The following is a 15,137-nucleotide window of genomic DNA, read 5'->3' on the forward strand; positions in this document are numbered from 1 at the left end:
GGCTCTGAAATGGGCGACAGGGCAGGTGCCTTGTCTTCACGCGTGCGGTGTGGCGGATTGCGGCGCGCTTTACGGCCGCTGGCCGTACAGATTCCATACCACCTCGTCGATGTCCCGCTCGTGGCGCCAGCGAGCCAGCGTACGCGTGGCGACGAGCCGGTCGAGCAGTTCGGCTGTCTGGTGCGGCGAGTGGCCGCACAGGCGGGCTAGCACGCCCATGTCGACGGTGTGCGTAGAGCAAGGGGAAGGGTGCGCGGCCAGGACGAGCGCAACCAACTGGACGGCAGGAGGTGCGGCAGTGTGCAGGGCCAGCGGTCTGGGGCGGAGCGCCCAGTGGGCGGCTCGGCGGCGTGCGCCGCGGCCGGGGGCCTGGTCCCTGACGGCAGCATCGAGCAGCTGCACCTCGACCGGCGTTGGCCTCAGATCCGGCGGCCGCAACCAGAAACCGTGAGCAAGTTCCTCCCAGATCTCGGTGCGTCCGCGCAGGCGCATGCTGCGCAGCAGCCCGGCAGGCAGCCGGACAAGGCCGTGAGCGTTGGCGCGTAGCGCCAACTGCAGGGCGAGAAGCCGGGCTGCGGGGGAGGTGCACCTCGGGAGCGCCGTGGCCAGATAGGTGAGCATCTCTCGCACGCGCAGGTACTCGTCTGCGCCCGGTCCAGGTACGCGTCGCACAGCCGTGGGGTCGGATGTGGGGGAGCGCGGACTGCTGAGCAGAGTGTCGGGGACGACGGCGGTGTTGCCGGTTGCGGCCGCGCACGCCGCGCAGGCATCGGCCAGCCGCCAGGCGCGGCCGCTGTGGTCGCGGGTGAGGGCGAGCAGGACAGGGCCGGCGCAGCCGCGGTGGCGCGGATGCCACAGGCAACCCTGAGCACGGCACTGGCAAGTCCGCAGGTGCGTGGGCAGAGCGTCGGCGCGGGCGTGACTGGCCAAGTGGGCCAGGGCGGCAGACCGTGCGGACTCGGCCTGAAGGGGAAGCGTGTGGGCGGTGCAACGGATGCAGGCGAGGGTGGGCCCGCCTGGGCGCGGACGCAGTTCCACCGTCCAGATGCGCCGCACCGCGGCGCCGACGAGCCTCATCGGCTGGCTTTCCTCCTGTTCTGTCCGCGCCGTAGAGCCGGTTACCTGGCAGGCAGGCATTCCGGAACGGACGCACGCTAGTGCAGATCTGTGCACCGCGAATATCACCCCCGTTCCGGCAAATAGTGCAGAAGTCTGCACTGACAGGGCAGGGTCCTGCACCGTCGGATGGTGGAGTGACGATCTTGCCGCCCGACCCCGACCTCACCGCACTGCGTGTCGAACTCGCGCGGTTGAGGGGCGAGCGCGGCTGGACCTTCGACGAGCTCGCCGAACGCAGCGGCCTTGCGCGACGCACCCTCATTGACCTCGAACACGGCCGCACCAGCGGCAGCCTCACCACCTGGCACACTCTCGCCCACACCTTCGACGTGCCGATCGAACAGCTGCTGGGCACCCTCTGCGACGACCACACGCCGCCTGGTGTCAGCAAGTCCTGAACCCCTCCGCCCGCCAGCGGGCACACCTGGCTGCGAATCACCCGAACCGATGAGCCGCCATCAAACACCTGCCCGAACTGGGGCTTATGTGTTCGAGGCTGCTGCGCCAAACGTGGGACATACCCGCTGACACATTGCGCCCGGCCACGTGTCGCCTGGCACGGTCGCCGCCATGCGCCCCCGCCCCGCACACACCGGCCGCCATTGGGACGACAGCCCCCGCCGCATCCCTCCCCGCCGTTCCCTGCAGATCGCCTCAAACAGCCCCAGCCGCCTGCTACGCGCCGGGCAGACCAGCCGCTGCCGCCACTGCGGCACCCGCATCGACTGGTACCCCCGTCACGACGACCGGCCCATCGCCCTGCACCCCACGGAAGTAGCCACCGCTGACGTCTCCCAAGCCTGCCGCTGGCACCTCAGCGGCGGTATCGCCCACCCGCATGACGACGGCAGCGGATGGTGCCGCATCCCGCATGCCGCCCTCTGCCCCCAGCAGACCCCCCACCCCCGAACCAGCAGTCCCCGCCTCACACCGCTGCGCCGCGAACTGGCCCTTCGCTCCCGGCGCCTGATCGACACCGGCGCCTTCACCCCTCAATCCCACACCCCCGCCACCGCAACCCCAGAAGACGACGACAAGCAACCCGCCCGTCCTGTCGCCCGCATCCTTCTCGTCGACTACCTCGGCGAAGGACCCATTGAAGAGATCCATTGCGTCGCCCAGACCCGCCAAAGGCGCCGCTGCACGCACCCCATCCTCGACCCGGCCCGCCCCACAGGACACTGGACGCTGCTGCCCACCCAGCCCCGACACGGCCAACTCACCCTGCCCGACACACACATGGCCGTCTATGACCTCAGCCACCTGCCCTACGCGGACCAACTGCGCTGGCGCACCCAACGCTGCACCAACCACGCCGCCACCCCAACGGCAGCCGACCTGGCCCTGGCCGGCTGGCAGCCCTTCGACCCGCTCCTCCACACCGTTCACATCCACACCCAGCTGCCGCCCCCGCAGCCTCACCACCTCCGCCGAAGGTGACAGATGCCCCACCACGCTCTAGAGATCACCCTCACACAAGCCCTGGACCTGCTCGAACTCGACACCGCGCGCCACAGAATGCCGCTCGCCGCCAACCACGACACCACCCGGCTCATAGCCCTCATCGACGCCAAGACACCCCACCGGGCTGCACGTCGGCTGCGCCACCAGCTCGGGGGACTGCTGCCCATCGACGTGATCACCACGCACTACCCCGACGCGGAGCACAAAGCGCTGCTCAACGTGGCATTTCCCCCTCACGCGCACGCTGCCATGAAGGCCGAAGCCCGCCGGACCGGCCTGCCCCCGGAGCGCTTCGTGGAACTGGCTGTGCACCGAGCCCTGACCAGCCACGCCGAGCAAGAAATCGACCGCCTCAGTCAGGACGTGCACCGGATTCTGGCCCGCACCACCCCAGCACACCTGCTCGCCGCCGTCGGGCACGCACTCACCCGACTCCCCAAGGACGACCCCACGCCATGAAACCAACCGACGAACAGACCGCCGCAGCCGACGCCTTCCACGCCGGCGAACACCTGGCCCTGCAAGCCGGCGCCGGCACCGGCAAAACCACCACCCTGGCCCTGCTCGCCCGCACCACCCCACGCCGCGGCCGCTACCTCGCCTACAACCGGGCCATCGCCCAAGACGCCACCGCCCGCTTCCCACGCACCGTCCAGTGCAAGACCACCCACGCCCTGGCCTACGCCGTCGTCGGCCACCGCTACACCCGCCGCCTGAACGCCCCACGCCGCCCCGCCTGGCAGACCGGACAGGCCCTCGGCCTGACCAAAGCCATCCGCATCGGCGAACGCGACCTCTCCCAACGAGCCCTGTCCAACGCCCTCCTGCGCACCGTCACCCGCTTCTGTCACACCGCCGACGAAACGATCACCCCTCACCACGTACCGAAACTGCGCGGCCTCGAGGACAAGGACCTGCACCGCGAACTCGCCACCCACATCATCCCCGTCGCCCGCAAAGCCTGGACCGATCTGCAAAACCCCGACGACGGCTGCGTCCGCTTCGAACACGACCACTACCTCAAGATCTGGGCCCTCACCCAGCCCAAACTCGACGCCGACTACCTGCTCCTGGACGAAGCCCAGGACACCGACCCCGTCGTCGAACAGATCTTCCTCAACCAGCGCCACCACGCCCAGCTCGTCATGGTCGGCGACTCCGCACAAGCCATCTACCAGTGGCGCGGCGCCAAAGACGTCATTGCCGGCTTCAACGGCACCCACCTGACCCTGTCGCAGTCCTTCCGCTTCGGACCCCACCTCGCCGAGGAAGCCAACCGCTGGCTGCACCTGGCCGACGCCCCCCTCCGCCTTACCGGCACCCCCGCAGTACCGACCGAAATCGGCCCCGTCACCAACCCCGACGCCGTCCTGTGCCGCACCAACGTCGGCGCCATGGCCCACGTCATGACCTTGATGGCCGCCGGATGCCAAGTCGCCCTGACCGGGGGAGGAGACGGCCTGCGCGCCCTCGCCCAGGCTTCCCGCGACCTGAAAGAGGGCCGCCGCACTCACCACCCCGAACTGGTCCTCTTCCCCTGCTGGGGTGACCTGCAGGACTACGCCGCCCATGACCCCGCCGGACGCGACCTCCAGCCGCTCGTCAACCTTGTCGACACCCACGGCACCGGCGCCATCCTCGCTGCCGTCGCCCAGCTCGTCCCCGAACCACACGCTCAGGTCACCATCTCCACCGCCCATAAGGCCAAAGGTCGCGAATGGCCTCGCGTGCTCATCGCCGACGACTTCGCCCGCCCCCAAGACCAGCAACTGGGCAATCAGAGCGGTTGCACAACGTCTCCCGGCCCGATTGACGATGCCGAAGCCCGCCTGGCCTATGTAGCCGTCACTCGCACCCGCCAGCGCTTGGACCTTGGAGGCCTGACCTGGATCCGCGATATCCCCGACACCCGTGACTACTGAGGTTCGGTTCGGGGTGACGGAGATCTCGGTGGTGGGTGTATCCCAGTGTCATGCGGTATCCCGATAGGGGACCGTGAAGCAGCGGGCTCAGAGGGAGCAAGTACGGATCGAGGCCGCCGAGCTATTCACGCAAGGGGTGGCGCCACCGCAGGTCGCGCGGCGTCTGAGGGTCTCCCGGAAGTCGGCGTATGCCTACCTCGTCGTTGTTCGTTTCCGCTGGTTGTTGGTGACCGTCATGAGTGCTGTCCAAGCCGTGGCGGCCGTCGTATCGCTCAGACGTGACGGCCGTCGCGGACGAGCTGGACCGGACCCGCAAAGGCATCGAGTCTTCCACGCGATTGGGCCGCCACCGTTGGGTCGTCGAGAGAACCGTGTCCTGGCTGGCCGGATGCCGGCGCCTGCACCGTCGTTACGAACGCGAGGCCGAGCACTTCCTCGCCTTCGTCGGCCTGGCGGCGCTTCCGATCGGATACCGCCGCCTGACCAAGACCGTCAGGACCTGAGCCGATTCTGCTGAGGATCGAAGCAGACCAGCCCCATCGAGTCTGCGAGGGCGGCTGCCCAGTCAGAGACCTCCTCAGCCCTGCTCCAACTCATCGGAAAGTAGACGAGAGGGCCACCGGCCCCACCGATCAACGGTCCTGCGGACCAAGGCGAGGCGTCCTCCACATCATCCGTCACGTCATCCCACCGCTCCACAAGCGCGGCAACGTAAGCTGCGATGCGCTCGGTCGGAGGAGAAGAGCCCACCTCTGTGTCCAGGTAGCGGTCGAAGAGGTCCGTGAAGACTCGACCGGCGGTCCTGTCATCTGCCGGCCGCTCTCCTTCCCAGACGGCCAAGTCGTAACTCATGCTCGGAGGCTCTCACACCGCAATGACAAGACATCGCTGCGGCTGGCAGGTGCCAAAGGAAACGATGTCTTACACAAAGTTCCGTACACGCCTTCACGAGATCTTCGTCCTCACCCGTTGGCGAAGATCTCCTCGTTGGTTTCGAAGAGGTGTTCGTCCATGGGCATGTCGGGGAAGTACTCGGATTCGATTTCTCCTGTCATCAATGAGAGCAGGAAGGAGGTGCAGGGGCCGGAGTGGCGTTCCCATTCGGGGCCGCGGCCTTCGTTGATCAGGACGGGCCAGTTTTCGGGCTTCTGGCCGGGGGTGGAGAGCAGGTAGAGGACCTCGCCGCCCTCGTCCTCGTAGGCCCAGGGGATGAGGCGGGCGCCTTCCTGCTCCAGTTCGGCGGGGCGGGGCTCGCCGTGGTCCCACAGTTGCTGCAGTGACTCGCGGCACTGGGCGTCCATAGAGATCAGGTCGTAGCGCGGGCGTGGGCAGCCGGGCTCCAGCAGCCAGACGTTCTCGTCGAAGAGACCCCCGCCGTAGGTGTCGACCAGTTCCTTGTAGTCCTCCGGCAGCGGCGTTCCTAGCTGCTCCTCGACGGCGGCCCAGTCCTTGGGTGTCGTTTCCGGGGGCGGAAGCAGTTCGGTGAGGCGGGTGAGGGAGGGGTTCATCAGCGTTCCTCGGGTCGGGGTTCGTTCAGGATAGTGACCGAGTTGGTGGGGCTGTCCGAGCCCAGGGGTGTGAACTGGAATCCGCGGTTGCCGTGGGCCTCGATGGTGACGCCGACGGGCACGACATCGGTGGGGTCGTTGGTCCGGTAGATCGGTGTGACGTGATAGGTGATGGTCTCGCCTCGGTCCACGGCCGCTCGCACGTCGTTCTCGACCTGCCGCATGACGGGGCTGTTGGCGTAGGCGTGCATGGCCACGAAGTTCCGTGGGTCCTTGTTGGAGCCGCCGAGCTGGGCTCCGAGCAGGTGGCCCTTGTTCCAGGCTCCGCCCTTCTTGTATCCGGGCACGTTGACGCGGGGGCGGGTCTTGCCGCCCATCATGTCGGGTTCCAGTGTGGCGCGGACACCGGTCGCGCGATTGCCCGGGCCCGGTGGCCCGTAGTGGACGCGGCCGCCCCAGGTGACGTCCTGCTCGTTGCACGGGGCTAGGCCCAGGGGATCGAGCTCGGTCTGCGGGTTGGTCACATAGGCGACCGGGTTGGGGCCCGGGCCAAGGCCAAGAGGGTCGGGGCTGGCGTAGCGAGCGGTCTCGGGGTCGTAGTGCCGGAAGTAGTTGTAGTGCAAGCCGGTTTCGGGGTCGGCGTACTGGCCGGGGAAACGCAGCGGGGTGTAGGCCGTGGCGTCGGTGTTCCACGCCGTGGTCCCCCATGCGGTGGTCCGGGTGTGCCAAGCCACCGCGTTCTCGTCGACAAGTCCCGTGGGCGTGCCCACCAGGTCGGTGACCATGGCGAAGAAGCGGGCGTCGACCTCGTCCTGCGAAATCGTCTTGCGCTCGTACTGGGTCAGGGGACGGTAGCCGTCGTATTCCCAGGTCAGCACCGTGCCCATGGTGGCGTCCGCTTGTTCTGCGAGACGGGTGCCGTCCCAGCTGAAGATGATCTCTTCCGCGGTGGTGCCGTCCGGGGCCAGGCGGTACTTCGCTGTGCGGCGCCCGAGGGCGTCGTAACGGTAGTTCCAGACGGTGCCGTCCGGGGTAGTGCAGGACGTGAGCCGGTTTTCCGCGTCCCAGGAGTAGTGCCACGTGTCCGGCTTGCGGGACAGGCGCTTGCGGCTGCGTTCGACGAGGCGGCCCGCGCTGTCGTGCCGATACATGATGCGCCCTGCGGACACCAGGCGGGTCCCGGCCACGGCACGGTCCCCTGCCGCATCTGGGTCGCCGAACCCGCCGGCCCAGCTGGCGTGGGTCTGGTTGCCTGCAGGGTCGTAGCGGTAGGTCTCGGTGGTGCCGTGCCGGGTGGAGACGGACAGGGGGCGGCCGAGCGGGTCGAGTTCGTAGCTCAGGCTGCGGTCGGCTCCGCGGTCGGTGACGGAGGTGAGGTAGCCGTCTTGGCGGTAGGTGAACTCCCGCTCGTGGGACCGGTGTTCGCCGAGGGAAAGGGTCTGGCCGGTGAGGCGGCCCAGCTGATCCCAGGAAGAGGAGAGGAGTGCCTGCTCGCCCCAGCTCCGCTGGATCTCGCGGCCCAGCAGGTCGCGTTCGAAGGCCAAGCGGTGGACGTCCGCGACTGTCAGGCCGGTGCAGTTACCTACCGTGTCCCAGGACGTTTCGGTGACCGCTCCGGTGGGCGTCGTACGGCCGGTGCGCCGGCCGGCCGCGTCGTAGCGGTAGCGCATGGTACGCCCGTCGACCGTTTCGGCCACCATCCGCCCGACAGCGTCATACTCCAGGCCGACCTGCGAAGTAGCGCAGACCGCGGCAGTCAGGCGGCCAGCCTTGTCGTAGGTGTATTCGGTGCGTGCTCCGTCGGCCTCCTTGGCCCGCAGATCGCCGACCGTGTCGTACTCGAAGGCGAATGTCGCTCCCGTGGGGGTGCGGCGGGTCGTCAGCTGGCCGGCCGCATCGTAAGTGCTGGTCGTCGTCCGGCCGTCGAAGTCCGTCTCCGCCACCAGGGCACCCCGCTCGTCGTAGCGGTACGTCCAGGTGAGCCCAGCGGGTTCGGTGACCGTGGTCAGCCGCATCTCGGTGTCGTGGGTGAACGTGTACACGGCACCGTCCGCGGTGGTGCGGGTGCGCAGCACGTCGAAGGGGCCGTAGGCGAAGGCGCTGCGGCCACCGGTCTGGTCCGTGTAGGAGAGGCAGTTGTGCTCGCCGTCCCAGCTCCAGCTTTCGCGTGTTCCGTCGGCGGCGACCCGCTCCACCAGGCGATGCTCCGCATCCCAGGCCAGACGAGTCGTGGCGCCGAGCGCGTCGCTGAGGGCGATGGGGCGGCCGAACGTATCCCGTTGGCAGGTGGTGCGGGCGCCGCGGCTGTCCTCGACGGCAACCAACAATCCCGCCTGGTCCGCTTCGATCTGTACCCTCGCGCCCAGCGCGTCGGTCAGGGTCGCCGGTGCTCCGGTTGGATGGTGGGTGAAGCGGGTGAGCGCGCCGTCAGGGCCGGTGACCGCGATGCGATTACCCCGCTCGTCGAACTCCTGCAGGATCCGGGTGCCGTCCGGGCCCGTCCAGTCGACGGGCAGGTGCAGGTCGTTGTACACGGTGCGGCTGACCGTGCCGTCTGGCGCCGTGGTGGTCACCAGGTCGCCGGCGGTGTCCCACTCCCACCGCGTGGTGCGGCCCAACGGGTCGGTGCGGGACAGCAGATGGTCGCGTCGATCCCATTCCTGGGTGGTTGTCGCGCCGAGCGGGTCGGTCACCGCGATGACCTGGCCGTGCCGGTTGGCGCGGTAGACGGTGGCGTGGCCCAGCGAGTCTGTATACGTCGCGGTGGTGACACCGTCCGCATCCGGCCCGGCGTACACGATGGTGGAATTGAGGATACCGGCGGTCCCTCGGGTAGCGATCACCCGGCCCTGCGCGTCGTACTCGTACGTGAACGCCGTGTCGTTGGAGTCACGCCAGCTGGTGATACGGTGCGTGCCGTCGTAGGTCAAGTGCAGCGGGGCATTGACCGCGTTACGTACCTCGGTCAGATCCCCGCTGCTCTCGGCATAGACGAACGCGCGCAGCGCGACGGGACCGTCATCGCTGAGCGCGTGCAGGGCGGTGACGCGTATCTGGTCGCTGACGGTGTCGGTGGTGACCTGGAGGCGATAGCCACCGGTGTGCGTGACGGCGAGCGGAGCGTCGTCCTCGCCCCGGTCTATGCCGATGATGTTGCGGTTACGGTCCTGGACCTCTGCCAACCACCAGATGCCCTCCTCCGCCGCGGCCGGCTCGAAGTGACGGGTCAGCCCGGTGTAAGGATCCTCCACGGTAAGGACGTAAGAGGTGCCGCGCGTGACGTACGTCAGGGGCAGCGGGGTGCCGGCAACAGGAAGAACCCGGTCGCCGGGCACATCGGGACGGCGGGGATAGACCAGAACCGAGCCGTCTTCCCGGTACCACCAGATGCCGCCCACGTCCCGGTTGTCCACAAGGCGTTCGTCCAGAGTGGACGCCCATGAAGGGCCGAAAGAGCGCCCTGCCTCGTAGCCACTGAGATGAGTACGGCGCAGCGTCAGCGGCAGTACGCCTGGCAAGTCCACATCGGTCTGAGCCAACATCATCTGGCCGCTGGCCATGTCGATCGGATCGCCACACCATTCCCTGCTGTTCAGGGCATGGGACTGCTGAGAGAGCTTCGCCGAGTCGATCTTCAAGTCGTGGTCTGGCTTGTGGCCGGATCCGGGGACCGTGCCGTGTTCCGAACCGCCACCGATGTCAGCCTTGTTGATGTGGATGCCGCGGACTCGGTCCCGGACGTCCATGTCGATGCCCTTGTGCAGCCGAGAGGTGGCCTTCACCCGGTCCGGCACCGTATCCGTTACATGCTTGGCTATCTTGCCGAGTGCCTTCTCCGAGCCCTTGAGCGCGCCGTGCAGCACGCTGTCGAAGGCCTGCGTGAACGGATCGCGGCCCTTGCTCCGCCCGAAAGCTCCCTTGGCCCGCGACAGTGGCGAGGAGGCGGCCAGATGCAGTTCGCCGCCGTGCCGCGAGACCTTGCCCGCGCCGTCTTCGAACTCGATGTGGTCGATATGGGTGACTTTCTGGGCGCCCTCGCCCGCAGCGCCGCCGGAGTCGCCGCCGGCCGAGGCGAGCTTCATCCCCCCATGGCCGCCATGACCTCCGTGTCCTTCCTTGCCCCCGCTGGCGGGCGGCATGGAGAACGCCCCCTCGGCGAGGTCGAGCACCATGTCCTCGACCATCGCCTCCAGCTTGGCGTTGATCGGCTCCGTGATCTTTGCCAGAACCTCGTCCACGATCCGGTCCACGGCCTCGTCGATGATTCTCTTGATCACCTGGCGCATTGCCGCGGTCTCGGCTGCGCCGATGAGCGCGGACAGACCGCCGGTCACGACGGCGAGGCCGGCCGTGATGCCCAATGATCCGGCCATAATGGCTAGTTCCGCCTCGGCCTTGGTCTTCATGCCGAAGATGATGTCCGCGAGGGCGTCGCAGGCGGTGGCGAACAGACGGGCAAGCTCAGGGAGTTTCTCCAGATGGCTGGCCTTGACGTGGCTCCAGTGCTTCTCCATCGTGTCAACGGCCCACCCCTGGGAGGAGGACAGGATCCGGGAGACCGCCTTGTGCGCATCAGCGCCGTGGCCCTCGAACTTGTCGGCGAAGTCCCGCATGGCGTCGGCCATTTCACGGTAATCGTCCTCGTCGACGTTGGGGAACTTGATCCCGATGAAGTCCAGGATCTCGTCCAGCCAGCCCGGGATCGTGTATCCCATCCTCGTTCCTCCCCGTTGCTCGCGGAAGCCGCGTTCACGCGTTGCTGCTGAGAACCTTAGTAGGTGTCAGGAACACCCGAGCAAGCGCATAACCACGTCATTTGCGTCTGCGCCAGGTGAGCCTCGTCGATTGCCATGCCGAATCTCCAGCGCCGGAGCGCACCGCCAACCGCAGACCCACATGAACTGCGCCCTGCCAGGCGCTACCACAAGCGGTCCGTGACTTGGCCAGTCCTGGCCGTCTCCGGCACGGATCCGGCCGCCGACGGCCGGATCTGGCACCGACCCGACCGAATCGAGGCGCCGGTGACGGCGAGTGGAGAGTGCAGTTCGGCAATACCGCGTGGATGGTCGGACGTGGATGGCAGCGTTTGGGGACCGCTGTTCGATAGAGAGGCATGACAGTTGTTGTAGGACGCTGGCTGTCGGGGCTGTCCCCGGTAGTTGCATCGTGGCGTGTCGTACCCGGTGTCTGCGTAGTGGTGCTGCTGGTGTGTGGCTGCTCGTGGCTGGCTGAGCGCACGCGCAGGTCCACGCTGCTGGCGCTGGTGCGTGACGCGCCCCCGGGCACAGTAGTGGTCCAGCAGCGCAGCAGGGGCGGGCCCGCGATGGAGGTCCGTGTGGGAGCGGCGGTCAGGGGAGGAGGCCGGTGTGACGGATCGACGGATCTCCCGGCAGACGGCGCATGAGGTGACACAGCTATGGGACTTGGAAGCGGTTCCCCTGCTGCGCTACGCCATGCTGCTGACGGGCGGCGCGCAGCCGGCCGCGGAAGACTTGGTGCAGCGAGTGTTCATGGCGGTGGCCCAACAGTGGGACGAACTCGCCGAAGTCAGTCGGTTCGCAACAGTCCGGAAAGTGGAGGCAGGAAGGCACCGGGCATGGCTGCGCCGCGTGTGCCGCAACCTGTGGGTCGACGATATCCGCAGGTCGCAGCGGCTGAGCCGGCTGGGCGCCGAACTATTACGGGACTACGCCTCGCCGCCTCCTGATCCCGCCGACGTCGTCCTGGCCCGTGAGGATCTTCAGCGCTGCTGGAGGACGATCCGCAGCTTTCCCGAGCGGCGCAGACACATAGCCATCCTGTACTTCGTCGAGCAACGCTCAACAGCACAGATAGCCCAGATCCTGGGAATCGAGCCCTCGGGGGTACGTAAACACGTCGCCATCGCCCGCGCGGCGTTGCGCCACGCAGTGATGCCGCACCCGCAGATCACCGAGCCCGCCCGGCCCCGAGGGGAGGAGCAGGCATGACAGACGGCACGCAGGACCGCAGCAACGACGGCAGGATGGAACATTTGCTGCAGGACACCGAGAGCAGCATCGACATCAACCTCACGAGCCTCACCCGACGCAAGCAGGAGCTCCAGGAATGGATGGAAGGAACTGAGCACACCGACCGATGCGAGGACGGTCACCGGCCCGCCCGCCAGGACGACGGCTTTGATGCACGTCCTCGCTTCGTCGCCTGGGCCCCCGATCTCGAGCTGAAGCCGCCCCGACCGTCACACACCCTCGACGACTATGCAAGAACTCGACTGCATCTCGCGGTCGGGGACCACGCACACGCGGCCCACCCAGCGAGTACCTCCTGGCGGCCTAGTACCTGCCGTGACGAGTCGGCCGAGGCCGCGCTGAGCGCTGTGAGCGAACTACGCGCCGTCCTCACGCTGATCAGACCCGGCTCACCCGCAAAGCTACTGCAGACGCTGCTCGCCGACGTCGAAGACCAGATCACCCGCACCGGACAGATCTCCGCCGGGCTCTGCGAGCGGCTGCGCACCGTGCTCACCGAGACACCGCTGGGCTCTGGACTGGATGTACCTGCCAGCGCCGTAGCCCGTCTCCTCGGAGACGGATGAACAGGATGTCAGGGCATGGGTATCTCCGTGTCCACACGCTCGGATGGAGCCGCCCGCCACTCCTTGCCGCGCGCTCCTCCACCAGATGCGCTAGTTGTTGCTGGCCATGACGTTGGTGACGCCCGTGCGGAGGCGTGAGGCTGGAGGACGGTTTCCGGTGGTGGTGTGGGGCCGGTGGTAGTTGTAGTGGACGTTCCAGACTGTGATCGTTCGGGCTCGCTCTGCTTCAGAGGTCCAGTTACGGGCGTAGAGCAGCTCTTCGGCGAGGATGCGCTGGTAGCGCTCGACCTTGCCGTTGTGCCGGGGTGTGTAGGGTCTGGTCCGCTGGTGGCGGGAGGCCCATGGGGCCAAGGTGCGCGCGAAGGCTGCGGCGCGGTAGTTGGCGCCGTTGTCGGTGACCACGCGAACGTCCCTGTGGATGCCGTGGGCGGCGAGGAACGCGCGGGCGCGGCTCAAGAACGCCACGGTGGTGGCGGCCTTCTCGTCGGGAAGGGGCTCGGTATAGGCCAGGCGGGAGAACCCGTCGACAGCGGAGTGCAGGTAGATGTACCCGCCCTTGTCGCCGGCGGTCTTCGCGCGCTGGGCTGCCTTGGCCTGCTCGGATCCGCGTCCGTGTGCCCGCCACCCGCCGCCTTCGGGGATGCGTCCGACCTTCTTCACGTCGAGGTGGACCATGTGGCCTGGGTAGCGAGCCACGATCCGTTTCGGCGGGCGCCGGTTGGCGGAGCCGTCGGGATTGAGGAACCGGCGGTGGTTGATGCCCAGACGTGCCAGCCACCGGCCCACGGTATGTTCGCTGATCCGCACGCCCTGGTCCGCGAGTTCGAACGCGATCCTGCGCGCTGACCACTTGTTGTCCCGCCGCAGCCGTTCGATCCGTTCGACGACGTCGGGCGGGGTCTGAGTCGGTGAGGAGTGCGGAACGCTGGAACGGTCTCGCAGCCCGGCTTCGCCGTACTGGTCGTAGCGGTTCTTCCATTTGGACAGGCGGGCGCGGGAGACGCCGGCCTCGGTGGCGACGTGGGCGATCGGACGGGTGTGGCATCGTTCGATGAGCCTTCGGTGTCCCTCGATGTTCAAGGGTGCGTTCGTATGCGTCACTGGAGCACCTCGGTGCTTCGGCCAGCCGCGATCGCCGTGCGGAGGGGGAATGCGATGAGCAGCGCAATGGCGATCAGGAATCCGCTCGACCACAGCGGCCCGAGGTTCTCGGCTCCGGTGTTGAGGGTGGTCGCGGCGATGAGGGGGCCGACGGCGGCGCCGACGTTGAGCGCCGCGGTCGCATACGAACCGGCCATGGTGGGGGCTTCCGCGGCCTCGTAAAGGACCCGCGTGATCAGGGTGCTGCCCAGCGCGAACGACAGAGCACCCTGGACGAACACGAGGGCAAGCAGAGCAACTGGCTCATCGGCCAGCAGGGCCAGGGCCGACCAGCCGATCAGCAGCAGCGGACCACCGACCGCGATGACCGGGCCGGGGTTCTGGTCGGACAAGCGACCGGCGACGGTGACTCCGACGAAGGAACCGATGCCGAAGAGGACCAGGGCGACAGAGACCCACAGCTCACTCAGCCCGGCGGTGCCGGTCACGACGGGGGCGAGGAAAGTGAAGCTGGCGAAGGTGGCCGCATTCACCAGCGCGCCCAGCAACATCACGAGGATCAACCGTGGCCTTGCCAGCTGGGCGAGCTCCGCTCGCAAGGCCGGCCCGCCAGTCGCCTGTTCCTTCACACGTCCTGCTGGGATGCCCTTCAGGATGCCGAGAGCTGCCGGCAGACAGAGAGCGGCAACAGCCCAGAATGTGGCCCGCCATCCGAGAAGGGCGCCGAGTACCGAGCCACCAGGGACACCGGCGATCGTGGCCGCCGTCGTGCCTGACAGCAGCACGGCCAGCGCACGTCCCTTCTTGTGGGGCGAGACCAACGTGGCGGCAGCCGTCAGAGCGACAGCGAGGAACCCTGCGTTCGCGAGCGCGGCAATGACCCGGGTAGCGAACAGGACCGGGAAGCTCGTGGTGATGGCGCCCACGGCGTGAGCTGCTGCGAAAGCGAGGATGAACCCGAGCAGGCTGGAGCGCCTGGGCCAGCTGCGGGCAAGTGCGGCGACAAGGGGGGCGCCGACGATCATGCCGATCGCGAAGGCCGAGGTGAGCACGCCTGTTGTCCCGACGGTGACGTCGAGATCCGAGGCGATGTCCGGCAAGAGGCCGGCGAGCATGAACTCCGAGGTGCCCATGGCGAAGACCGCCAGGGCAAGCAGGTACAGCGGAAGAGGCATCGAGTGGCTCCGAGGCGAGGAGAAGCACGAGAAGGTCATCTCGTCACCGCGGCCAGCCCCTAAGGGCGCATCCGTCCGACCGCAGAACGCGGCGCGACGGCAGGGCTATGAGCTCAGTGGTTCAGGGGGCTGACGGCGTGACCGAAAGCCCCCGTCTTGTCTGACTCAGGACTCGACATGGTCCGCACGCTACCCGACCGATGCCCGTCGAAGCATCTTGGTTTCACCGACATCGGCTTGTGTCACCAACGTCATGTCCCGCAACAGCTAG

At 67.8% G+C, this 15,137-nt stretch carries 12 protein-coding genes and 2 pseudogenes; 8 read left to right on the top strand and 6 right to left on the bottom strand.

The genetic code is table 11. The features are described from left to right. Positions 1–69 precede the first annotated feature (69 nt). Positions 70–1,077 (bottom strand): hypothetical protein, encoded by a 1,008-nt coding sequence (locus AVL59_RS22715; RefSeq protein WP_067307429.1) that lies wholly within the window; start codon positions 1,075–1,077, stop codon positions 70–72. Between the two features lie 176 nt (positions 1,078–1,253). Between AVL59_RS22715 and AVL59_RS22720 the strand changes: the two genes are divergently transcribed. The 6 genes and pseudogenes from AVL59_RS22720 to AVL59_RS22740 form a co-directional block, all read left to right on the top strand. Continuing rightward, entirely contained in the window at positions 1,254–1,517 is a 264-nt protein-coding gene (locus AVL59_RS22720; RefSeq protein ID WP_067307432.1) for a helix-turn-helix transcriptional regulator, read from the top strand. 172 nt (positions 1,518–1,689) lie between these two features. Then, a complete protein-coding gene (locus tag AVL59_RS22725) occupies positions 1,690–2,559 on the top strand; it encodes a DUF6083 domain-containing protein (protein ID WP_067307435.1) in 870 nt (289 codons plus the stop codon). A 3-nt stretch (positions 2,560–2,562) separates the two neighbouring features. Beyond that, positions 2,563–3,042 (top strand): hypothetical protein, encoded by a 480-nt coding sequence (locus AVL59_RS22730; protein WP_067307438.1) that lies wholly within the window; start codon positions 2,563–2,565, stop codon positions 3,040–3,042. Further along, positions 3,039–4,505 carry a UvrD-helicase domain-containing protein gene (locus tag AVL59_RS22735; protein WP_067307440.1) on the top strand — a complete coding sequence of 489 codons (1,467 nt, stop codon included), beginning with the start codon at positions 3,039–3,041 and terminating at the stop codon, positions 4,503–4,505. The genes AVL59_RS22730 and AVL59_RS22735 overlap by 4 nt, the downstream gene beginning before the upstream one ends. 50 nt (positions 4,506–4,555) lie before the next feature. Continuing rightward, positions 4,556–4,701, top strand: a pseudogene (locus AVL59_RS56885) (helix-turn-helix domain-containing protein); the annotation flags it as partial. A 115-nt stretch (positions 4,702–4,816) separates the two neighbouring features. Then, positions 4,817–5,008, top strand: a pseudogene (locus AVL59_RS22740) (transposase); the annotation flags it as partial. Here AVL59_RS22740 and AVL59_RS22745 read toward each other — a convergent pair. The 3 genes from AVL59_RS22745 to AVL59_RS22755 form a co-directional block, all read right to left on the bottom strand. Next, positions 4,998–5,357, bottom strand: coding sequence for a hypothetical protein (locus AVL59_RS22745; RefSeq protein ID WP_067307442.1), 360 nt, complete (start codon positions 5,355–5,357; stop codon positions 4,998–5,000). The pseudogene AVL59_RS22740 and the gene AVL59_RS22745 overlap by 11 nt on opposite strands. A 110-nt stretch (positions 5,358–5,467) precedes the next feature. After that, positions 5,468–6,013: an SMI1/KNR4 family protein gene (locus AVL59_RS22750; RefSeq protein WP_067307444.1), complete on the bottom strand. Its 546-nt coding sequence runs from the start codon at positions 6,011–6,013 to the stop codon at positions 5,468–5,470. Beyond that, positions 6,013–10,728 carry an RHS repeat-associated core domain-containing protein gene (locus AVL59_RS22755; RefSeq protein WP_067307447.1) on the bottom strand — a complete coding sequence of 1,572 codons (4,716 nt, stop codon included), beginning with the start codon at positions 10,726–10,728 and terminating at the stop codon, positions 6,013–6,015. The genes AVL59_RS22750 and AVL59_RS22755 overlap by 1 nt, the downstream gene beginning before the upstream one ends. Before the next feature lie 651 nt (positions 10,729–11,379). On the opposite strand from AVL59_RS22755, the gene AVL59_RS22760 reads away from it, so the two are divergent. Further along, positions 11,380–11,982, top strand: a complete 603-nt coding sequence (locus tag AVL59_RS22760) for an RNA polymerase sigma factor (RefSeq protein ID WP_067307450.1) — start codon at positions 11,380–11,382, stop codon at positions 11,980–11,982. Beyond that, positions 11,979–12,590 (top strand): hypothetical protein, encoded by a 612-nt coding sequence (locus AVL59_RS22765; RefSeq protein ID WP_067307453.1) that lies wholly within the window; start codon positions 11,979–11,981, stop codon positions 12,588–12,590. The genes AVL59_RS22760 and AVL59_RS22765 overlap by 4 nt, the downstream gene beginning before the upstream one ends. 90 nt (positions 12,591–12,680) lie before the next feature. On the opposite strand, the gene AVL59_RS22770 is transcribed toward AVL59_RS22765, so the two are convergent. Together AVL59_RS22770 and AVL59_RS22775 are read right to left on the bottom strand one after the other, a co-directional pair. Further along, a complete protein-coding gene (locus AVL59_RS22770) occupies positions 12,681–13,691 on the bottom strand; it encodes an IS481 family transposase (RefSeq protein WP_067307456.1) in 1,011 nt (336 codons plus the stop codon). Further along, positions 13,688–14,866 carry a Cmx/CmrA family chloramphenicol efflux MFS transporter gene (locus AVL59_RS22775; protein WP_067307458.1) on the bottom strand — a complete coding sequence of 393 codons (1,179 nt, stop codon included), beginning with the start codon at positions 14,864–14,866 and terminating at the stop codon, positions 13,688–13,690. The genes AVL59_RS22770 and AVL59_RS22775 overlap by 4 nt, the downstream gene beginning before the upstream one ends. Between the last annotated feature and the right edge of the window lie 271 nt (positions 14,867–15,137).

Origin of the sequence: Streptomyces griseochromogenes (assembly GCF_001542625.1) — a bacterium.
Taxonomy (GTDB): Bacteria; Actinomycetota; Actinomycetes; order Streptomycetales; family Streptomycetaceae; genus Streptomyces; species Streptomyces griseochromogenes.